Source organism: Yoonia sp. SWMV100, assembly GCF_056108365.1.
The window spans coordinates 509,903-526,413 of sequence record NZ_JBWBAQ010000004.1; the positions used below are offsets into that span (position 1 = coordinate 509,903).

The 16,511-nt window shown below is 57.2% G+C and carries 15 protein-coding genes; 7 read left to right on the plus strand and 8 right to left on the minus strand.

Translation table 11 applies throughout. From position 1 onward, the window contains the following. The first annotated feature begins 46 nt into the window (after window positions 1–46). Window positions 47–2,446 (plus strand): phosphoenolpyruvate synthase, encoded by a 2,400-nt coding sequence (ppsA, locus tag ACXJGX_RS11585; RefSeq protein ID WP_474781764.1) that lies wholly within the window; start codon window positions 47–49, stop codon window positions 2,444–2,446. Between the two features lie 137 nt (window positions 2,447–2,583). On the opposite strand, the gene ACXJGX_RS11590 is transcribed toward ppsA, so the two are convergent. Beyond that, entirely contained in the window at window positions 2,584–3,540 is a 957-nt protein-coding gene (locus ACXJGX_RS11590; protein ID WP_474781766.1) for a 1-phosphofructokinase family hexose kinase, read from the minus strand. A gap of 1 nt (window position 3,541) precedes the next feature. Further along, window positions 3,542–3,901, minus strand: coding sequence for a hypothetical protein (locus ACXJGX_RS11595; RefSeq protein WP_474781768.1), 360 nt, complete (start codon window positions 3,899–3,901; stop codon window positions 3,542–3,544). A 154-nt stretch (window positions 3,902–4,055) separates the two neighbouring features. Here ACXJGX_RS11595 and ACXJGX_RS11600 point away from each other — a divergent pair, with 154 nt between their 5' ends. After that, window positions 4,056–4,484, plus strand: a complete 429-nt coding sequence (locus tag ACXJGX_RS11600; RefSeq protein ID WP_474781770.1) for a DUF2267 domain-containing protein — start codon at window positions 4,056–4,058, stop codon at window positions 4,482–4,484. Between the two features lie 60 nt (window positions 4,485–4,544). Next, the gene (locus ACXJGX_RS11605; RefSeq protein WP_474781772.1) at window positions 4,545–5,753 is read left to right on the plus strand and encodes an APC family permease; all 1,209 of its coding nucleotides are present in this window, start codon (window positions 4,545–4,547) and stop codon (window positions 5,751–5,753) included. A gap of 13 nt (window positions 5,754–5,766) precedes the next feature. Here the strand turns inward: ACXJGX_RS11605 and ACXJGX_RS11610 are convergent, their stop codons facing one another. The 4 genes from ACXJGX_RS11610 to ACXJGX_RS11625 are packed head-to-tail and all read right to left on the minus strand — an operon-like array spanning window position 5,767 to window position 9,431. Beyond that, entirely contained in the window at window positions 5,767–6,372 is a 606-nt protein-coding gene (locus tag ACXJGX_RS11610) for an ABC-type transport auxiliary lipoprotein family protein (protein WP_474781774.1), read from the minus strand. Between the two features lie 4 nt (window positions 6,373–6,376). Next, the gene (locus ACXJGX_RS11615) at window positions 6,377–7,576 is read right to left on the minus strand and encodes an MlaD family protein (protein WP_474781776.1); all 1,200 of its coding nucleotides are present in this window, start codon (window positions 7,574–7,576) and stop codon (window positions 6,377–6,379) included. Next, window positions 7,576–8,355, minus strand: a complete 780-nt coding sequence (locus tag ACXJGX_RS11620; protein WP_474781778.1) for an ABC transporter ATP-binding protein — start codon at window positions 8,353–8,355, stop codon at window positions 7,576–7,578. The genes ACXJGX_RS11615 and ACXJGX_RS11620 overlap by 1 nt, the downstream gene beginning before the upstream one ends. Further along, window positions 8,352–9,431: an MlaE family lipid ABC transporter permease subunit gene (locus tag ACXJGX_RS11625; protein ID WP_474781924.1), complete on the minus strand. Its 1,080-nt coding sequence runs from the start codon at window positions 9,429–9,431 to the stop codon at window positions 8,352–8,354. The genes ACXJGX_RS11620 and ACXJGX_RS11625 overlap by 4 nt, the downstream gene beginning before the upstream one ends. A 194-nt stretch (window positions 9,432–9,625) precedes the next feature. On the opposite strand from ACXJGX_RS11625, the gene ACXJGX_RS11630 reads away from it, so the two are divergent. After that, entirely contained in the window at window positions 9,626–9,772 is a 147-nt protein-coding gene (locus ACXJGX_RS11630; RefSeq protein WP_474781780.1) for a hypothetical protein, read from the plus strand. Between the two features lie 60 nt (window positions 9,773–9,832). On the opposite strand, the gene ACXJGX_RS11635 is transcribed toward ACXJGX_RS11630, so the two are convergent. Further along, entirely contained in the window at window positions 9,833–10,969 is a 1,137-nt protein-coding gene (locus ACXJGX_RS11635; RefSeq protein WP_474781782.1) for a site-2 protease family protein, read from the minus strand. 93 nt (window positions 10,970–11,062) lie between these two features. Here ACXJGX_RS11635 and ACXJGX_RS11640 point away from each other — a divergent pair, with 93 nt between their 5' ends. After that, window positions 11,063–12,100 carry a sodium:calcium antiporter gene (locus ACXJGX_RS11640; RefSeq protein ID WP_474781784.1) on the plus strand — a complete coding sequence of 346 codons (1,038 nt, stop codon included), beginning with the start codon at window positions 11,063–11,065 and terminating at the stop codon, window positions 12,098–12,100. A 368-nt stretch (window positions 12,101–12,468) separates the two neighbouring features. Here ACXJGX_RS11640 and acsA read toward each other — a convergent pair whose 3' ends face one another. Next, the gene (gene acsA / locus ACXJGX_RS11645) at window positions 12,469–14,205 is read right to left on the minus strand and encodes an acetate--CoA ligase (RefSeq protein ID WP_474781786.1); all 1,737 of its coding nucleotides are present in this window, start codon (window positions 14,203–14,205) and stop codon (window positions 12,469–12,471) included. Window positions 14,206–14,491: 286 nt separating this feature from the next. On the opposite strand from acsA, the gene dusA reads away from it, so the two are divergent. Together dusA and ACXJGX_RS11655 are read left to right on the plus strand one after the other, a co-directional pair. Next, complete coding sequence (gene dusA, locus ACXJGX_RS11650; protein WP_474781788.1) at window positions 14,492–15,493, plus strand: tRNA dihydrouridine(20/20a) synthase DusA; 1,002 nt, start codon at window positions 14,492–14,494, stop codon at window positions 15,491–15,493. A 75-nt stretch (window positions 15,494–15,568) separates the two neighbouring features. Continuing rightward, window positions 15,569–16,387, plus strand: coding sequence for a sulfite exporter TauE/SafE family protein (locus tag ACXJGX_RS11655; protein ID WP_474781790.1), 819 nt, complete (start codon window positions 15,569–15,571; stop codon window positions 16,385–16,387). Window positions 16,388–16,511: the final 124 nt, after the last annotated feature.

Here is a 16,511-nt window from a genome sequence, read left to right on the forward strand (position 1 = left end):
CCGTGCCGCGCCAAAATCCCCCGTATACAACTCGGAGGGTGTCGCTATGGCTGGTCGTGATCCGCTTGTTTTGAATTTATCCAAACTACGCCGCAGCGATGTTGCGATTGTGGGTGGCAAAAACGCCTCGCTTGGGGAAATGATTTATGCGCTTGGGGCCAAGGGCATCCTTGTACCCCCCGGTTTTGCCACAACTGCCGATGCGTTCCGCGATTACCTGACGGCCAATCATCTGGATGAAAAGATCAGCGCAAGAATGGATGCTTTGACCGCAGGCAAGGCAACCCTGCCCGACACCGGACAAGCCATACGCGATCTCATTTTAAATGGGGATTGGCCGGTCGAAACGGCAAGACAAATTACAGCGCAATACCATCGGTTGTCAGAGGCGGCAGGCGCGGCAGACGTCGCCGTCGCCGTGCGATCCAGCGCCACGGCAGAGGATCTTCCCGAGGCGAGTTTCGCAGGCCAACAGGAAACCTTTCTGAATGTAACCGGAGACGCCGCTTTGCTTGCGGCCTGCCGCAAATGCTACGCCTCGCTTTTTACGGACAGGGCCATTTCCTATCGCGACATTCACGGATTTTCACATGTTCAACTGGCTTTGTCAGTCGGCGTGCAGCAGATGGTTCACGCGGACACGGGTGGTTCTGGTGTCATGTTCTCGATCGATACCGAATCCGGCTTCCCCGACACAGTGCTGATCAACGCCGCATGGGGGTTGGGGGAAAACGTTGTGCAGGGTGCCGTAGACCCCGACGAATACGAGGTATTCAAACCGTTTCTTGATGATCATCGCAAAACACCCATTCTTGCAAAGGCGCTGGGCGCGAAAGAGATCAAGATGATCTACGACAGCAATGGCACACCCAGCAATGTGCCGACCTCGAAAGCCGAGCGCGCAGGGTTTGTGCTGAGTGACGCGGAAATCCTGACACTGGCGCGGCAGGCATGCGTGATAGAAAAACACTACGGTTGCCCAATGGATATCGAATGGGCGCGCGACGGGAAAACCGGCACATTATACATCCTGCAGGCGCGGCCCGAAACGGTACAGTCGCGTGTCGATGCAGGGGCGTTGACGTCGTATACCGTCGTCAATCCTGGCGCGGTTCTGACCACCGGACTTAGCGTGGGCAATGCGGCGGTTGCGGGTCGGGTTTGCATGATTGAAAAGGCCGCCGACATATCGCGTTTTGTCGACGGTTCGGTGCTTGTGACCGCAACCACAGATCCCGACTGGGTGCCTGTCATGAAACGCGCGGCGGCGATTGTTACCGACCACGGTGGGCGCACGTCGCATGCCGCGATCGTCAGTCGCGAACTGGGATTGCCTGCGGTCGTTGGCTGCGGGAACGCCACGCATCTGCTGCATGACGGTCAGGATGTGACCGTGTCGTGTGCGGGCGGCGAAGAAGGGCTGATCACGCAGGGCCTATCGCAGATCACTGTTTGTAAGCAGACGGTTGACGTGCTGCCGGATGTAAAAACCAAAGTGATGCTGAACCTTGCCAACCCTGCGTCAGCTTTGCGCTGGTGGCGGCTGCCGGTGGATGGGGTCGGGCTCGCACGGATGGAGTTCGTGATCAACAATGCGGTCAAGGTGCACCCGATGGCACTGCTTAACTTTGATAAAATCAGCGACACCGCGACCCGCGACAAGATCGCCGCCCTGACGGCCACATACGACAACAGGCCGGACTACTTTGTTGACCATTTGTCGCGTAGCCTGTCACGTATCGCGGCCTTTTGCTATCCCAAGCCGGTGATCGTGCGGATGAGCGACTTTAAAACCAACGAATATGCCAACCTTTTGGGCGGGCGCGATTTTGAACCGCACGAAGAAAACCCTATGATCGGTTTCCGCGGCGCGTCGCGCTATTACTCGGAACGCTACCGCGATGGCTTTGCCCTCGAGTGCAAGGCGATTGCGCGGCTGCGCGGACAGATGGGGTTTGACAATGTGGTCGTGATGATCCCGTTCTGCCGCACCCCCGAAGAGGCCGACAATGTCTTGGCGGTCATGGCCGAAAACGGGCTGGAAAGGGGTAAGAACGATCTACAGGTCTACGTCATGTGCGAAATCCCCGCCAATGTGGTGCGCGCTGCCGAATTTGCAAAGCGCTTTGACGGGTTTTCGATCGGGTCGAACGATCTGACACAGCTTACCCTTGGGATTGACCGGGACTCAGACGCGCTGGCGCAGTTATTTCGCGAAGATGATCCGGCTGTGCTGTGGATGATCGAAACGGTCATCCGCGAGGCGCACAAGGCGGGCACCAAGGTCGGGTTTTGCGGGCAGGCACCCAGCAATGACCCCGCCTATGCACAGCGGTTGGTGGGGTTCGGGATCGACAGTATTTCAGTCACACCCGATAGTTTTGTGCAAGTTCTGCACAATGTGGCGCAGGCGGAAGGAAAAACGGGAACACAGGCACCGGTGTGACACCAGATGTGGTTCCCGTCATGACTGATAGAAATCCGTCTTTAAGTATGGTCCGCGCCCTGGCGATCGTGCGCGCTGTGCTGATCACGCCCGATCAGTGACCTTATTCTATAGCACCCAACCAGAAATCGTGGCTGTCAAATCACCGTCAGCCTGCATTCATGAAACCGTGCAGCGGCCGTGTCGGGATCGCACAAAGCGGTCCCTTCGGTTTGCACTGTCGCGCTGGCTGCGGCCACGCCCCAACGCAGCGCGGTATCGGGCAGATCGCCTCTGGCGAAAGCCAAAGTAAGCGCACCCAAAAACGCGTCACCCGCGCCGATCTTGCTGCGAACGGGCACGACCGGGGCATAACACATGAACCGATGATCAGCGGATACAAGCACGGATCCTTCTGCGCCGCGACCGATCACGATTGTTTTCGCCACGCCGCGCGACAGCAAATCAGCCGCAAAATTCACGCTATCGGCGACCGACGGCATGGTGCGGTTCGCGGCCTGTTCTGCCTCGTCCTGATCGATCCGAAGCACGTGCAATGGAACGGTCGGATGCGTGATCAACTGACCGAGCGCTGCATAAGATGTATCCACAATCACCTTGGGTGCGGCCTGGGCTGTTGCGGCAATGATCCGCGTTTGAAAATCGACCGGCAGTCCGGGGGTCACGCTTCCGCTGACGACCAGATAGCTGTGTTGTGGGGTGTGTGCTGCGATTTCAGTCAGCAAAAGGTCGGCGTCTTGCGCTGTCAGGACCTGCCCTGGCACGCTGAACCTGTACTGCGCGCCAGTGCTACCATCTGTCACCGCAAAACTTTGCCGTGTTTCGCCGGAAACGCGGACGGGCAGTGCGGGTACGGCTTCGGCCGCCAGCAATGCGAGTAATTTATCGCCCATTGCCCCGCCCACCGCGATCAGCGCGCGCGCGTTTCCACCCAGTTTGCAGATCGCGCGTGCGACATTGACCCCACCGCCACCCGGATCAAACCGTGGTTGATCACAGCGCAGCTTTGGGCCGGCAATCACCTTTGGTACTGTCGTGGCCAGATCAACCGCCGGGTTCAATGTGACCGTCAGGATATCGGTTTGCACCGCCATTTTATGGCCGCTGCGCCATCGCCAGACGGATCACCGCCGCCAGAACGGCCTGCCCCAGAACTGGCGAACGGCCGATGCCGATTGCGGCATCACTATCGCGGCTATCGCTTTCGCGCAGGGTGCAGCGCCAATGCCCGTCACTGTCGTTGGCGCGACCCCGAATTTGGATAAACCAGTCGGGATAGGCCGCATCGGCGACCTGGATGGCATGGTCAGTGGCGCCAATCAGATTTGCGCTTGGGGTCGTCACCTCTGGCAGCAGATACGCCAGCGCATGTATAACACCATCAAAATCGGCGATGCTCATGGGGTGTGTGGTTTCAAGCTGCTTGATCAAAAGGTCAAGTTCAGGGTTTTTCATCACTGCTCCTCCTGCGGCTGGGCGACAGATGCGGCCCCAGTGCGGTCACATGCACTTTAGCAACGGTGCGGCCTGCGCGATTTGATTTTGATCAATACCGCGCGCGGGGTACCGGTCTACAAGGTGAGCATCTTAACCTGCAAAGGAGCTCTTAATGACACGCATGATCCACGTCTTCGAGCGAACAAACCACGAGGCCCATGAATGGGTGAACGATTTGGCGGGGCGCACCGGCTGGACCAACGAACGTGAAGTTCTCAGGCTTTTGCGGACAGTGCTGGCAAAAGTTCGCGATCATTTACCCGTCAACGAGATGGCGCAGTTTTCCGCGCAGCTTCCCATCATCTTGCGCGGAATGTTCTTTGAGGGGTGGCAGCCCAAGATGACGCCTGTTCAGGAACGCCACGCGTCGGCATTTGTCGCGGCGATCAATGACGAAGTCGGCGAGGTGATTGATTACCAAGGTATCATGGATATCAAGGCCACGTTCAGCGTCATCAATGCACATGTGTCGCGTGGCGAGGTAGAGGATGTGCGCGCCTGCCTGCCGCAAGAATTGCGTGAACTGTGGCCCGCGCCTTAGGTGATGTTACCTGTCGCGCAGCCGTCATAACGGCGTGAAGCCACACAAGTTGGAAACAGATTGACCAGAACCCCAAAACTACGACGGGCGCTCAATGCGCCGCTGCTGACACTTTACGGGCTTGGGGTAACCATTGGCGCAGGCATCTATGTGCTTGTCGGTGCAACGGCAGCCAAGGCGGGTTTGTTTGCCCCCACGACCTTTGTGATCGCGGCGATCGTTGTTGCCTTCACCGCGCTTTCATACGCAGAGCTATCCACGCGCTATCCCGTCAGTGCAGGCGAGGCAGCCTATCTTGAGGCGGGGTTTTCCCTGCGGTGGTTGACGACAACAGTCGGGCTGGCGGTTGCGGGGTCGGGCATTATTTCCGCAGCGGCGGTGTCAATCGGTGCGGCCTCGTATCTGCAGCCGCTGACTGGCATCGCGGCGCCGACCCTGACCGTTGTTGTGGTGACAACCATGGCACTGATCTCTTTGTGGGGTATCACGCAGTCGGTGACCGTCGCCGGGGTGATCACGGTCATCGAAGTTGGCGGGCTGGTCTTCGTGATATACTGGGCCGGGGCTGTGGCGGATCCGTCAGGCGTGACGGTGGCGCAAATGATACCGCCCCTGACTGGCCCGCATTGGGCAGGGATTGGCGCTGGCGCGCTGCTCGCGTTCTTTGCATTTGTCGGGTTCGAGGACATGGCGAATGTCGCGGAAGAGGTCAAAGATCCGGTCCGCACCATGCCAAAGGCCATCATATCGACGCTGGTTCTTGCGACCGCAATTTACGTTGTCACGATGATGGCCGTGTTGCATGCAGTTCCTCTTGACACACTTGCGACCTCGGCTGCTCCGCTTGCTTTGGTATTTGCGGGGGCGCCGCCAACGGTCCTGCACGGGTTCGCGATCATCGCGGTGGTGGCGACCGTCAATGGCGTGCTGATCCAGATCATTATGGCGTCGCGTGTGATTTACGGCCTGGCCGATCGGGGGCATTTGCCGCAGGTGTTCGCCAAGGTGTCAGCGCGAAGCCAGGTTCCTGTCACGGCGACAATCAGTGTTGCAGCGATCATCCTGCTATTGAGCCTGACATTGTCGATAGAGTCGCTGGCTGCGCGCACATCGCAGGTGGTACTGGTGATCTTTGTCTTGGTGAATCTCGTGCTGATCCGCCTGAAACACCGCGATCCGCCTACGGCGGATTATTTTCGCGTGCCGGCGTTCATTCCATATCTGGGTGTTGCAACTTGCGTTCTATTGCTTGCAACCAGTTTTCTTTAGCCGTTCGCGAACGTCAGGTCCGCGCCAGAATCCACGTGGCAGCCGCAGGCAGCAACCCGTCCAAAAGGTTTTGGAATGCCGCGACAATGGTTTCAGTGCGGTCATTGTTCAACACCTGTGCCTGCGAAAAACGCTGCGTGCCAAGCACGCGCTGGTCGCGGTCGCGCAGCACCGTCAAGTCGCAAGAGATGCGGACGCTAAAGGTGCCGCCATCCTGTGCGGTGACGTCAAATGCGTCAATCCGTGTCAAAAGCACAACGTCAGGAATTGGCCCTGCGCCTTGCGCGCCAACATAGCCAAGCCGCTCTGTCCCCGCCAAGGTCTGGATCAGCACTGATTGCATCATCTGCGGAACATCGGCAGACCAACGGGCGTCTGGCAGGTACATCACCGAAAGCAAGTCTTGCCGGATCATGATGCGGTCGGATGAAATGGCGGCTGGCGCGGTCGGCAGCACCACCATCAGGCTACGTGATGTTCGCCTGCCTTGCTGTGGAACGGCCACAGGCTGCAATTGGTAGGTGTCGCGGGGCAGGGCGGCATTGTTCAACGAATTGATCGCCGTGCAACCCGACAGGCTAAGCATACTCAATGCAAATGTGCGTCTTGTCAGTGTCATCATACTACCTTCTGTATTCGGGTACGCGGTTATCCAGAACAAATCCTGCGGGGTTCTGGCTCAGACGGCGGATCATGTCGTTCAGGGCGCGCACGGCGGCGCGCGCCTCGCCACCTAATTCACTATAGTCGCGCATGCCGGGGGCGAGGGCGGCAATTGCGCTGCGGGCTTCGGCCACGCCTGCGCGCAGGTCCGTCATGATCGCGGGTACATCTGCTGTGACAGACGACAGTGTCACGGCCACATCATTCAGGGCGGTACGCGCGTCTGCCAATGCCGGCCCCACATCTGTTTCCATCACGCTGTCTGCGCGGATAAAAGCCTGATCTGCGCTTGCCAATGCCGCGTCTGCGTTGGTCAGTGTCGTGCGGATATCACTGGCCAGCGGGGCAAAATCATCTGCGATCAGTGTGTTGATGGCATCAAGCGCTGTACTGGCCCGATCAATCGCCGGGCTTAGCGTTTCGATCGCTGCATTGGCGTTTTCGAATGTCTCAGTTATGGTTGCAAATGACGTATCGGCAGCATCCAAGGTGGATTTGGCCGCTGCGCCGACCCCTTCGAACCCCGCGACAAACCCCGTCACGTCCGTGGTTGCGGCGCGCAGCGTCTCGGAAATATCGGAAAAGTCGGTCAGCGCCTGTTCCAGGTTCGCGGTGGCACGATCGACATTTTCCAGAATGCTGCGCACGTGATCTTGGTTTTCCGCGCCTGTCAGCTTTTGAAGCTGACTGATGATGTCGGCTGCGTCCGCGATCAGTTCGGGCGCACTGTTGACCAAAGATTGAAACGAGGATTGTCGCGACGCAATGATGGGCGGGCCGTCAATTTCAGGGGTTAGCAACGCAGACCCGGGCGCGCCGCCAGACAATGCGATATAGGCGACCCCTGTGACACCTTGGGATTCAAGCTGGGCGATTGTATCCACTGCAATCGGCGTCGCCGCATCGATTTCAAGCGCAACATATGCTTTGCTGGGGTCATTTTCCCAGATGCGTATGCCCGTGACGCGGCCCACAGAAACCCCGTTGAACAAAACGTCTGCGGATTGGTCAAGACCCGAAACATTGTCAAATAGCACACCGTATTGCGCGTATTGCCGGTCAATCTGGACACTTGCCAGCCACAAGAAGAATCCCAACCCCCCAAGGATTCCCAGCACCGTAAAAAGCCCGATAATAATAAAGTGGGCGCGGGTTTCCATCAGCTCGTTCCCTTCTGAGCAAGGGCTGCGCGGGCGCGCGGCCCTTTGAAATAGGCCTGCACCCAAGGATGATCGATGTCTTGCATTTGCGCCATCGTTCCCGTTGCCAGAACGCGCCCCTCTGCCAATACGGCGATACGGTCGCAGATCGCGTGCAAGCTATCAAGGTCGTGGGTGACCATAAACACGGTTAATCCCAAGGCACGACGCAACTGGGCGATCAGTGCATCAAAAGCTGCTGCGCCGATCGGGTCAAGCCCCGCAGTGGGTTCGTCCAGAAATACGATTTCAGGGTCCAGTGCAATGGCGCGGGCAAACCCCGCGCGCTTGCGCATTCCGCCTGACAGTTCCGATGGCATTTTTGGCAGTGCCGTATCGGGCAGGCCCACCATGCGCACCTTCACCGCAGCGAGCGCGGCGCGTGTCGCAGCCGTCAAATCCAACTGTTCGCGCATCGGCGCTTCGACGTTTTGCTGGACGTTCAGCGATGAAAAAAGCGCACCGTCTTGAAACATCACACCCCACCTGCGGCGCAGACGACGGTAGTCATCGGCGCTGGTATCACGCACGTTTTCACCAAAAACCGTGATCTGCCCCGCAACCGGTTTCAGCAGTCCCACCACCGCATGCAGCAACACCGACTTACCTGCACCCGATCCGCCGACGATGCCGATGATCTCTCCGCGGCGCACATCAAGATCAAGACCCTCATGCACAGTATGATTGCCAAAACGGGTGACAAGCCCGCGCACGCTAATGATGGCATCACTATTGTTCATACCTCCACCATTGCGAAGAAAATGGAAAACAGCGCGTCCGTCGCGATGACAAGAAAGATCGACAACACCACAGAGGTCGAGGTCAGATGCCCCAAGGATTCAGCGTTCCCCTTGACTTGCATCCCTTCGAAACACCCAACGATTCCGATGATCAGCGCAAAAAACGGGGCTTTGATCAGGCCAACACCAAGATGCCAGACGTCGGTATTACTGACCAAGCGCGATTGAAAGACACCCGGCGACACACCCAGTTCTGCCCACGACATCAATGCGCCACCAAAAAGCCCTGCAAAATTGGCGATAATTCCCAAAATCGGCAGCATCAAGATAAGGGCGATCACGCGGGGGGCGACCAGCACCTCGATCGGGTCCAGTCCAAGCGTGCGCATCGCGTCAATTTCCTCGCGCATTTTCATTGACCCGATGGCGGCGGTAAAGGCTGATCCGGATCTGCCGGCGACGATAATCGCGGTCAACAGTATCCCCAGCTCGCGCAGGATGGAGATCGCGATGAGATCGACAACAAACACCTCCGCTCCGAATTGGCGCAGCTGTGTGGCCCCTTGAAATGCAAGGACAACGCCGATCAGAAACGCCATCAAAGACACGATTGGCACGGCATTCAGCCCCACCTGCTGCATGTGATAGGCAATTGCTGTCCATCTGATCCGCGCAGGGTGCAGTAATAAGCCCGCGATTGTGGCCATGACGCGCCCTAAAAACCCGATGATTGCCAAGGTTTTTTGCACCGACGCTGCCACGTGACGGCCCAGATTTTCCAACCAGTCCGTCAAGCTGGGACGCGCGACAGCGGGGCTGTCCACGTCCGGCATGTTCTGGCGCAGCGTGGCAAGCAAATCATTTTGCAATGCTGTTGCGCCGCTAATACGTGGGGCCAGGCCAGCGGCCCGCAGGCGTCGTTCTAAAGTGACCACAGCCCATGCGCCCGCGGTATCAAACCGCGTGACCCCGCTCAGGTCGATGACATCGGCCATGCCTTGATGCCATTGCAGGCGTTCAACCGTGCCAATCAGCAGATCGCCGCGCAGTACAAAAACCCCCTGCGCGCAGGTCATCTGCGGTTGGGTGGGCTTTGGGACAGTGTTTGGGGCGCTTTCATTCATGTTCATCTTCTAGGGTAGCACCAAAGCGTCTTCGTTGATCGAGGTCAATTCAGGATAAACAGCCGCTGCCTTGACAAACATCAATCAGGTGACGGCTTGAGCCGCTATTTTTGCGATGCAGAAACAATCATTTATTGAGGTTTGTTATGAAATATATCCCGCTTCTTGCTCTTTTGTTGATCGCCAGCTGCGCGCAAGAGGGACATTACCCCGTATCTGGCGATGAATGCGGACCCGATGACCCTGTTTTGACCCTCGACGCTGCGGATTGCACCACCCCCGGAATGGGCTAGGCGCAGGAAAACCCAAGCCATCGGCGCGCGATGACATATCAGCGCCTTGCTGTTTAGCTGTCACCAATAGGCGCTGCGCTGTGCGCCATCGGCGGAATGCAAATGGCCAATCAGGTTAGCCAGCGTGATCACCCCCGATAACTGATGATCCTGCGTCACTAGAAATTTGCGCTGACCGGTGCGCGCAATGATGGCCAGCAGATCGGGAATGGGCATTTGCGGCGCGACCGTCGTGGCATAGTCCAAACCTGCGAAAACGTCGCCGACACGCGTACTCGTCCAGTTTTCGCGGTCAATGGATGACAGCACACTTTTGTCGATCTGCCCGATCAGCACGCCGTCTGCTAAAATCGGGACAAAGCTCACGCGGTGCTTGAGCATGACCTGATTGACGAATTCTGACAGTGTCAGGTCAGGCGATGTCACGACGGGATCGCGGATCATCATTTCGCCCACGGTCTTGTCGGCGAAGGTGCTTTGCAACAGTTGATGTTCATAGGCAGAGCGCGTGGTACCCAAGATAAAAAAGCCGATGAGTATATACCAGAGGCCCGTTGTCGCGGCGCCGCCGAACAAGGCAAGCCCCCCCACAAACGTCAGCGCATATCCAAAGAAAGTCCCTGAACGCGCGGCGGTTCGTGTTGCACGCAGCTTATCACCGTTGCGGTGCCATAAATAGGCGCGCAGCACCCTGCCGCCGTCCAGCGGAAAGGCGGGAAACATGTTGAAGACCGCAATGACCAAATTGATCGTCGCAAGGTAGGCCAGAATGCTGGCAGGGGATTGGCCAATTAACCCGCCCACGTCGCGCAAGACCATAAACACGGCGGCTAATCCGATGCTCATGGCGGGGCCGGCAAGGGCGATCCACACCTCTGCCTTGGCCGACGGCACTTCGGTTTTGAGCTCCGCAACGCCCCCGAACAAAAACAAGGTGATCCCCACGATGTGCACGCCAAATTGGCGAGCAACGTAGGAATGGGCCAATTCATGCAGCAATAGCGATCCAAAGAACCCAAGCATCGCGATGACGGCAAGGGTGACATAGGTGATCCCGGTTTGATCGGGCAACGTGGCAGGAAAATATTGGGTCGCCAGCGTCCATGTGATCAGTCCCGCGATCAGAAACCAGCTTGGGTCCAGTTTGATGTCGAAACCACCCAAAGAAAAAATCTTGAAAGTATTTGAGAACATCATGAAGCCTCGTGTTTACAGCGTTATACCGCGCCCAGTCGCCCCGTGATTGAGGTAAATCAAAGCGGTGATGCGAAAATCGGTCAGGCAAAGAGCATGGAAATTCCTGTGACAACGCTGATCCAAAGTTTGATGGTTTTCGCGCTTTGCGCGGGTGTTGTCTGGTTTTCAGGTGCGCGACTGGCCTATCTTGCTGACGCATTGGCTGACCGCTACAAACTGGCGAAATCGCTGGTCGGTCTGTTAATGCTGTCGCTCGCCACCTCACTGCCCGAGGTTGCAACAACCCTGTCGGCGGCGGTCAGTCAGGTGCAGGATCTTGTCCTCAACAACCTCTTTGGAGGGATCGCGCTGCAAACCGCCATTCTGGGTGTGGCCGATTTCTGGGCGCGCGGTGCGATTACCAGCTATCCCCGCAAGGCCAACCACGCGCTTGAAGCGACTTTGCTGGTGCTTTTGCTGGCGATCACGCTGATTATCATAAATCTTGGTGAAACGATCGTGGTGTTTCAGGTCGGGCTGGGCAGCATTGTTGTCGCTCTCGCGTACATCAGCACGATCTGGATTTTGCGCCGCTACGATAGTTCCAGTGACTGGGTGCCAGTTGACCTGCCCGACACCGAAGAGCGCCCGTTATTCACCAAGGCAGATGATGGAAAAGCACGCAATCAAAGCCTGATTATTCAAGCCATCGCAGCGTGTTTTGCAATCCTGGTCTTTGGTCTATTACTGGTCGTTTTCGCAGAAAGGATCGCCGCGCAGTCGGGGCTGGGGGCCAGTTTTATCGGGGTGACATTGCTTGCTGCGGCGACGTCGTTGCCGGAACTGACCACAAGCATCACCGCTGCCCGCATGGGGGCGTATACGATGGCGATATCGAATATTTTCGGCAGTAACCTGATCATGCTTGTGTTGGTATTTCCCGCTGACGTTCTTTATCGGGGGGGGGCAATTTTGCAGGGTACGTCGCAAACGGTCAGCCTTGCGTTAACATTTGGGATCGCGGTGACGGCTATTTATCTGGTCGGGCTGATCGTGCGGCGCAAACCGAAATTAGGGATGCTTGGGTCGGATTCCGTGCTGGTGATGTTGACGTTTATCGGCAGCCTCGGCGCGTATTATTATGCGCGATAAGCAAGCGTAGGCTCACGCGAACGTGGAACACGCGGACGGCTGCGCCTTTTTCTAGATTTCGTGCAAATATGTCCCGGGCGCATCACAATCGCGGCCCCATCTACGGTGGGGGTGCTACTTGGCTGCTAGGCGTCCGATGTGCGTTGGCAAAGCGGTGATCTTAAGGCGCGGCACGCAACGGGGAGGCGCCCGCGCCGATGACAGTCACGCCAAGCGACAGCGCGACGGCGGTCAGATGAACGGCACGCGCTTGCGCGCTCCCATAGCCCCGATCGTTCGACAGACGTCGCAACGCGGGGGCGGTTTATAGGGTTTGGCACATTTGTCTTCGAACATGCCTTGCATCAAGGCGGAGTTTGGTGTGCATTTTATCTTTCGTCACGTTCCAGCGTCGAAATGTCCCCTTCCGGCAATCCCATTTCGCGCGCCTTCAGCATGCGACGCATGATCTTTCCGCTGCGGGTCTTGGGCAGGTTTTGGCGAAAGGCGATGTTTTTTGGGGCGATGGCGGGGCCAAGCAGCCTGCGGGCGTATCCCATAAGTTCAAGGCGCAATGCATTGGTCGCCTTGGTGCCGCATTTAAGGGTGACATAGGCTTTGACAAGCTGCCCCGCGGTTTCGTCAGGAAGGCCGATCACTGCTGCCTCGGCCACGGCGGGGTGCTGCATCAACGCGCTTTCCACCTCGGAAGGTCCGATAAGGTGACCAGCGCTTTTGATCACGTCATCCGCGCGCCCCACAAACCAGAAATACCCGTCTGCATCGCGCATCGCAAGATCACCACTAAGATACCAACCGTCCTTCAAACAGTTCTGGTAACGCGCCTGCTCGTGCAGGTATCCGCGCACCATTGACGGCCAGCCAGGGCGCAGGGCAAGTTCGCCCATTATCATCGGTTCGGTCAGTTCGGTGACCTGATCGCCCGACACTTCGACAATGCTCGCGATGACACCGGGCAGGGGCTTGCCCATTGATCCCGGCTCGACATCCATCGACGCGTAATTGGCGATCATAATGGCCCCAGTTTCAGTCTGCCACCAGTTGTCATGGAAGGGCATGCCGAATGTTTTAATGCCCCACATGACGGCTTCGGGGTTTAGGGGTTCGCCCACGGTTGCCATAAAGCGCAGTTGCGCAAACACCCGGTCGCCGATGGCTTTGGTTCCGGCTTGCATCAGCATACGAATGGCGGTCGGGGTGGTGTACCAGACGTTCACTTTTTCGGTTTGCAGAATGTCGTACCACCGCGCGACATCGAACGCGTCCTCATCGACGATCAATGTTGCGCGATTGGTGAGCGGAGCAATGATCCCGTAGGACGTCGCCGTAACCCAACCGGGATCAGCCGTGCACCAATAGATGTCACCGGGCCGCAAATCGAGCGCGAGGCGACCCGTCGTATCGTGTGCAACAACGGCCTGATGCGCATGCACGACACCCTTGGGCTTGCCTGTGGTGCCGGACGTAAAATGAACAAGGGCAGTATCCTCTGGCGCTGTCAGTTCAGTGTCAAAATCGGCGCTTGCGTCCGTCATAAGTGGCGCAAGGTCGACGGTATCGGCAACCGCACCGCCAACGGTAAATACATGGCGTAAGGTATTGATATCACGTCTGATACCCGCGACCTTGCGTTTGTAAAGTTGGGTTGTTGTGATCAGAGCATTGGCACCGCCGATGCGCATGCGGGCCTTGATCGGTTCTGAACCAAAGGCCGAAAACAACGGGCAGAATACGCAACCAGCCTTCAGTGCACCAAGCGCCACAATATAAAGCTCTGGGATACGGCCCAGCAAAGTATAGACCGTATCGCCGGGTTGCAAACCATGGGCGCGCAGCACATTTGCGAACTTGTTGGATAGGTGTTGCATTTCTTCGTACGTGAAATCCTTGCGCACGCCCGATTTGGCAATGCAACGCAGGGCGACCTGTGCGCCGTGTCCTGCGGTAACGTGGCGATCAATGGCCTCGTGGGCAATATTCAGGTGGCCGCCGGGCAAACCGTCCAGATTTGATTGCGCATCTTGCCATGTAAAACTGTCTTTTGTCGCATCATAGTCAGTCATATTCGACGTCTGCGTTGCCTTGTGGATGCGGTGTTGGGTCATCTTGATCATCCTGACTGCGCGCAGTTGGGTTCCGTATAGAAAAAGTTTTGCCAAAGATGTGTGCTGATGGATTGAGAGATATCAATCGCGCGACGCACCGCAGCAGCGCGCAATGCAGCGGTGTTGATCGCTGATACAGTCATCGCCATATGGCGATGATGTGAATGAAACTGACCACCACTTGACCATATGTTGCCCTTCGGGGGGCTGGACTGCGTCAATTTATGTGCAGTATGTGTGCAACAAGTGCCCGCAACCGGATCGTGGACCAATAGGAGAATGAGGAATGCCCAACAACGCAGCCACTGCGGCAGCGCGATTGTCCATTGCACCCATGATGGATTGGACCGACCGGCATTGCCGATATTTGCATCGATTGATGTCGCGTCATGTATTGCTTTATACCGAAATGGTGACAGCACCGGCCGTGATCAACGGTGATCGTGACCGTTTGCTTGGTTTTAATAGCGCAGAGCAGCCTGTTGCTGTGCAACTGGGTGGGTCAGACCCCGCGGAACTGGCCGAAGCGGCGCGTATCGCGGCGGATTACGGGTATTCAGAAATCAATTTGAACTGCGGGTGCCCGTCTGATCGGGTGCAATCGGGCAGCTTTGGGGCTGTCTTGATGGAGGACCCCAAACTGGTGGCCGAATGCGTCACCGCAATGATCCGGGCTGTCGATGTGCCCGTCACTGTCAAATGCCGCATCGGCGTTGATGATCAGGACCCCGCGACGACGCTGCCGGAATTTTTGACGCGCGTGTCCGCAGCCGGTGTTGACCGGTTTTCCGTGCATGCGCGAAAGGCATGGCTACAGGGGCTAAGCCCGAAGGAAAACCGGGATATTCCGCCGCTGGACTATGATCTTGTCCTACAGATGAAGGAAATATTCCCGCATCTCAACCTGTCGATCAATGGCGGCATCGCAACCTTGGATCAAGCACAAGACCTGTTGGACCGCGGCATGGATGGTGTCATGATAGGGCGTGCGGCCTACCATAATCCCTGTGACGTATTGCTTCGGGCTGACGTCCGCATTTTCGACGATCCCCGTGAAAAAACGGCTGCGCAAGTTGTGCACGAAATGCTGCCGTATGTGGAAAACCATCTGACACAGGGTGGCCGCTTGGGGCAAGTTACACGGCATATGCTGGGCATGTTTCAAGGATTGCCCGGGGCGCGCCGCTGGCGTCGTCACTTGTCCGAGAATGTGCATCAAGACAATGCTGGCCCTCAGGTTATTCTGGATGCATTGGAATTTGTGACGGCTTTCGCAACACCAGAATAGCGGTTTTTATGCGGCTAGCCGCACCAGTGCGCATCCGCTACTACGATGCAAACCAAACTATCAAAGGTCAGTCTAATGCCCGATACTATGCTTCTTATTCAAATGGCAGTGATGCTGCTGGTCATCGGTGCCTTTGCAGGCGTTCTGGCCGGACTTTTGGGGGTCGGTGGCGGTATCATCTTGGTGCCAGCTTTTTACTATGCCTTTAGCGCTTTGGGGTATGACAGTTCCCAGCTGATGCAGATGTGCCTTGGGACATCGCTGGCGACAATTATTGTGACCTCAACAAGGTCGGTCATGGCCCACAATAAAAAGGGCGCCGTGGAGTGGGACATTCTTAAGACATGGGCGCCCGGGATTGCCATTGGGGCGCTGATTGGTGTGTTGGTCGTGTCATCGTTGCGGTCGGTGGTTTTGCAAAGCATCTTTGGCGGCCTTGGGATCACCGTGGGCCTCTATATGACATTCGGCCAAAGTCACTGGCGTCTGGGTGCGCAGATGCCGCGGGGCATCAAGCGTGCCGTCCTGTCGCCACTGATTGGATTTCTATCGGTATTGATGGGCATTGGCGGCGGGTCTTTCGGGGTGCCCACGATGACGCTGTTTGGTATTCCAATTCACAGGGCGGTGGCGACTGCTGCAGGTTTTGGTGTGATAATCGCCGTGCCGTCGGTTGCCGGGTTCTTGTTTGTCGATATGGCGATTGCGCCGCCATTCACGGTGGGCGCGGTCAACTTAGCGGCATTTGGTCTGATTGTCGCCATGACACTGATCACAGCGCCCTTTGGTGCAGCACTGGCGCACCGTCTGGACCCAAAACCGCTCAAGCGGATTTTCGGGATATTTTTGATCATTGTGGCGTTGAATATGCTGCGCAAAGCTCTTGGTTGGTAGCGGCACATACCATTTCCAGCGCCGGTTTTCCGGTGAAGAATAAAGATGCGGCGCGCTTTTGGTAAGGTGCGCCGCATTCACATGGGCAAGGGTTTGCGGGTCTGTGTCAAAACGACTGCCCAAG

Coding starts and splice junctions, on each gene's coding strand:
- ACXJGX_RS11600 (WP_474781770.1), top strand. CDS start 4,056: ATGACACGCATGATCCACGTCTTCGAGCGAACAAACCACGAGGCCCAT.
- ACXJGX_RS11630 (WP_474781780.1), top strand. CDS start 9,626: ATGAAATATATCCCGCTTCTTGCTCTTTTGTTGATCGCCAGCTGCGCG.
- ACXJGX_RS11610 (WP_474781774.1), bottom strand. CDS start 6,372: ATGACACTGACAAGACGCACATTTGCATTGAGTATGCTTAGCCTGTCG.
- ACXJGX_RS11625 (WP_474781924.1), bottom strand. CDS start 9,431: ATGACCTGCGCGCAGGGGGTTTTTGTACTGCGCGGCGATCTGCTGATT.
- ACXJGX_RS11640 (WP_474781784.1), top strand. CDS start 11,063: ATGGAAATTCCTGTGACAACGCTGATCCAAAGTTTGATGGTTTTCGCG.
- dusA (WP_474781788.1), top strand. CDS start 14,492: ATGCCCAACAACGCAGCCACTGCGGCAGCGCGATTGTCCATTGCACCC.
- ACXJGX_RS11590 (WP_474781766.1), bottom strand. CDS start 3,540: ATGGCGGTGCAAACCGATATCCTGACGGTCACATTGAACCCGGCGGTT.
- ACXJGX_RS11595 (WP_474781768.1), bottom strand. CDS start 3,901: ATGAAAAACCCTGAACTTGACCTTTTGATCAAGCAGCTTGAAACCACA.
- ACXJGX_RS11620 (WP_474781778.1), bottom strand. CDS start 8,355: ATGAACAATAGTGATGCCATCATTAGCGTGCGCGGGCTTGTCACCCGT.
- ppsA (WP_474781764.1), top strand. CDS start 47: ATGGCTGGTCGTGATCCGCTTGTTTTGAATTTATCCAAACTACGCCGC.
- ACXJGX_RS11615 (WP_474781776.1), bottom strand. CDS start 7,576: ATGGAAACCCGCGCCCACTTTATTATTATCGGGCTTTTTACGGTGCTG.
- acsA (WP_474781786.1), bottom strand. CDS start 14,205: ATGACCCAACACCGCATCCACAAGGCAACGCAGACGTCGAATATGACT.
- ACXJGX_RS11655 (WP_474781790.1), top strand. CDS start 15,569: ATGCCCGATACTATGCTTCTTATTCAAATGGCAGTGATGCTGCTGGTC.
- ACXJGX_RS11635 (WP_474781782.1), bottom strand. CDS start 10,969: ATGATGTTCTCAAATACTTTCAAGATTTTTTCTTTGGGTGGTTTCGAC.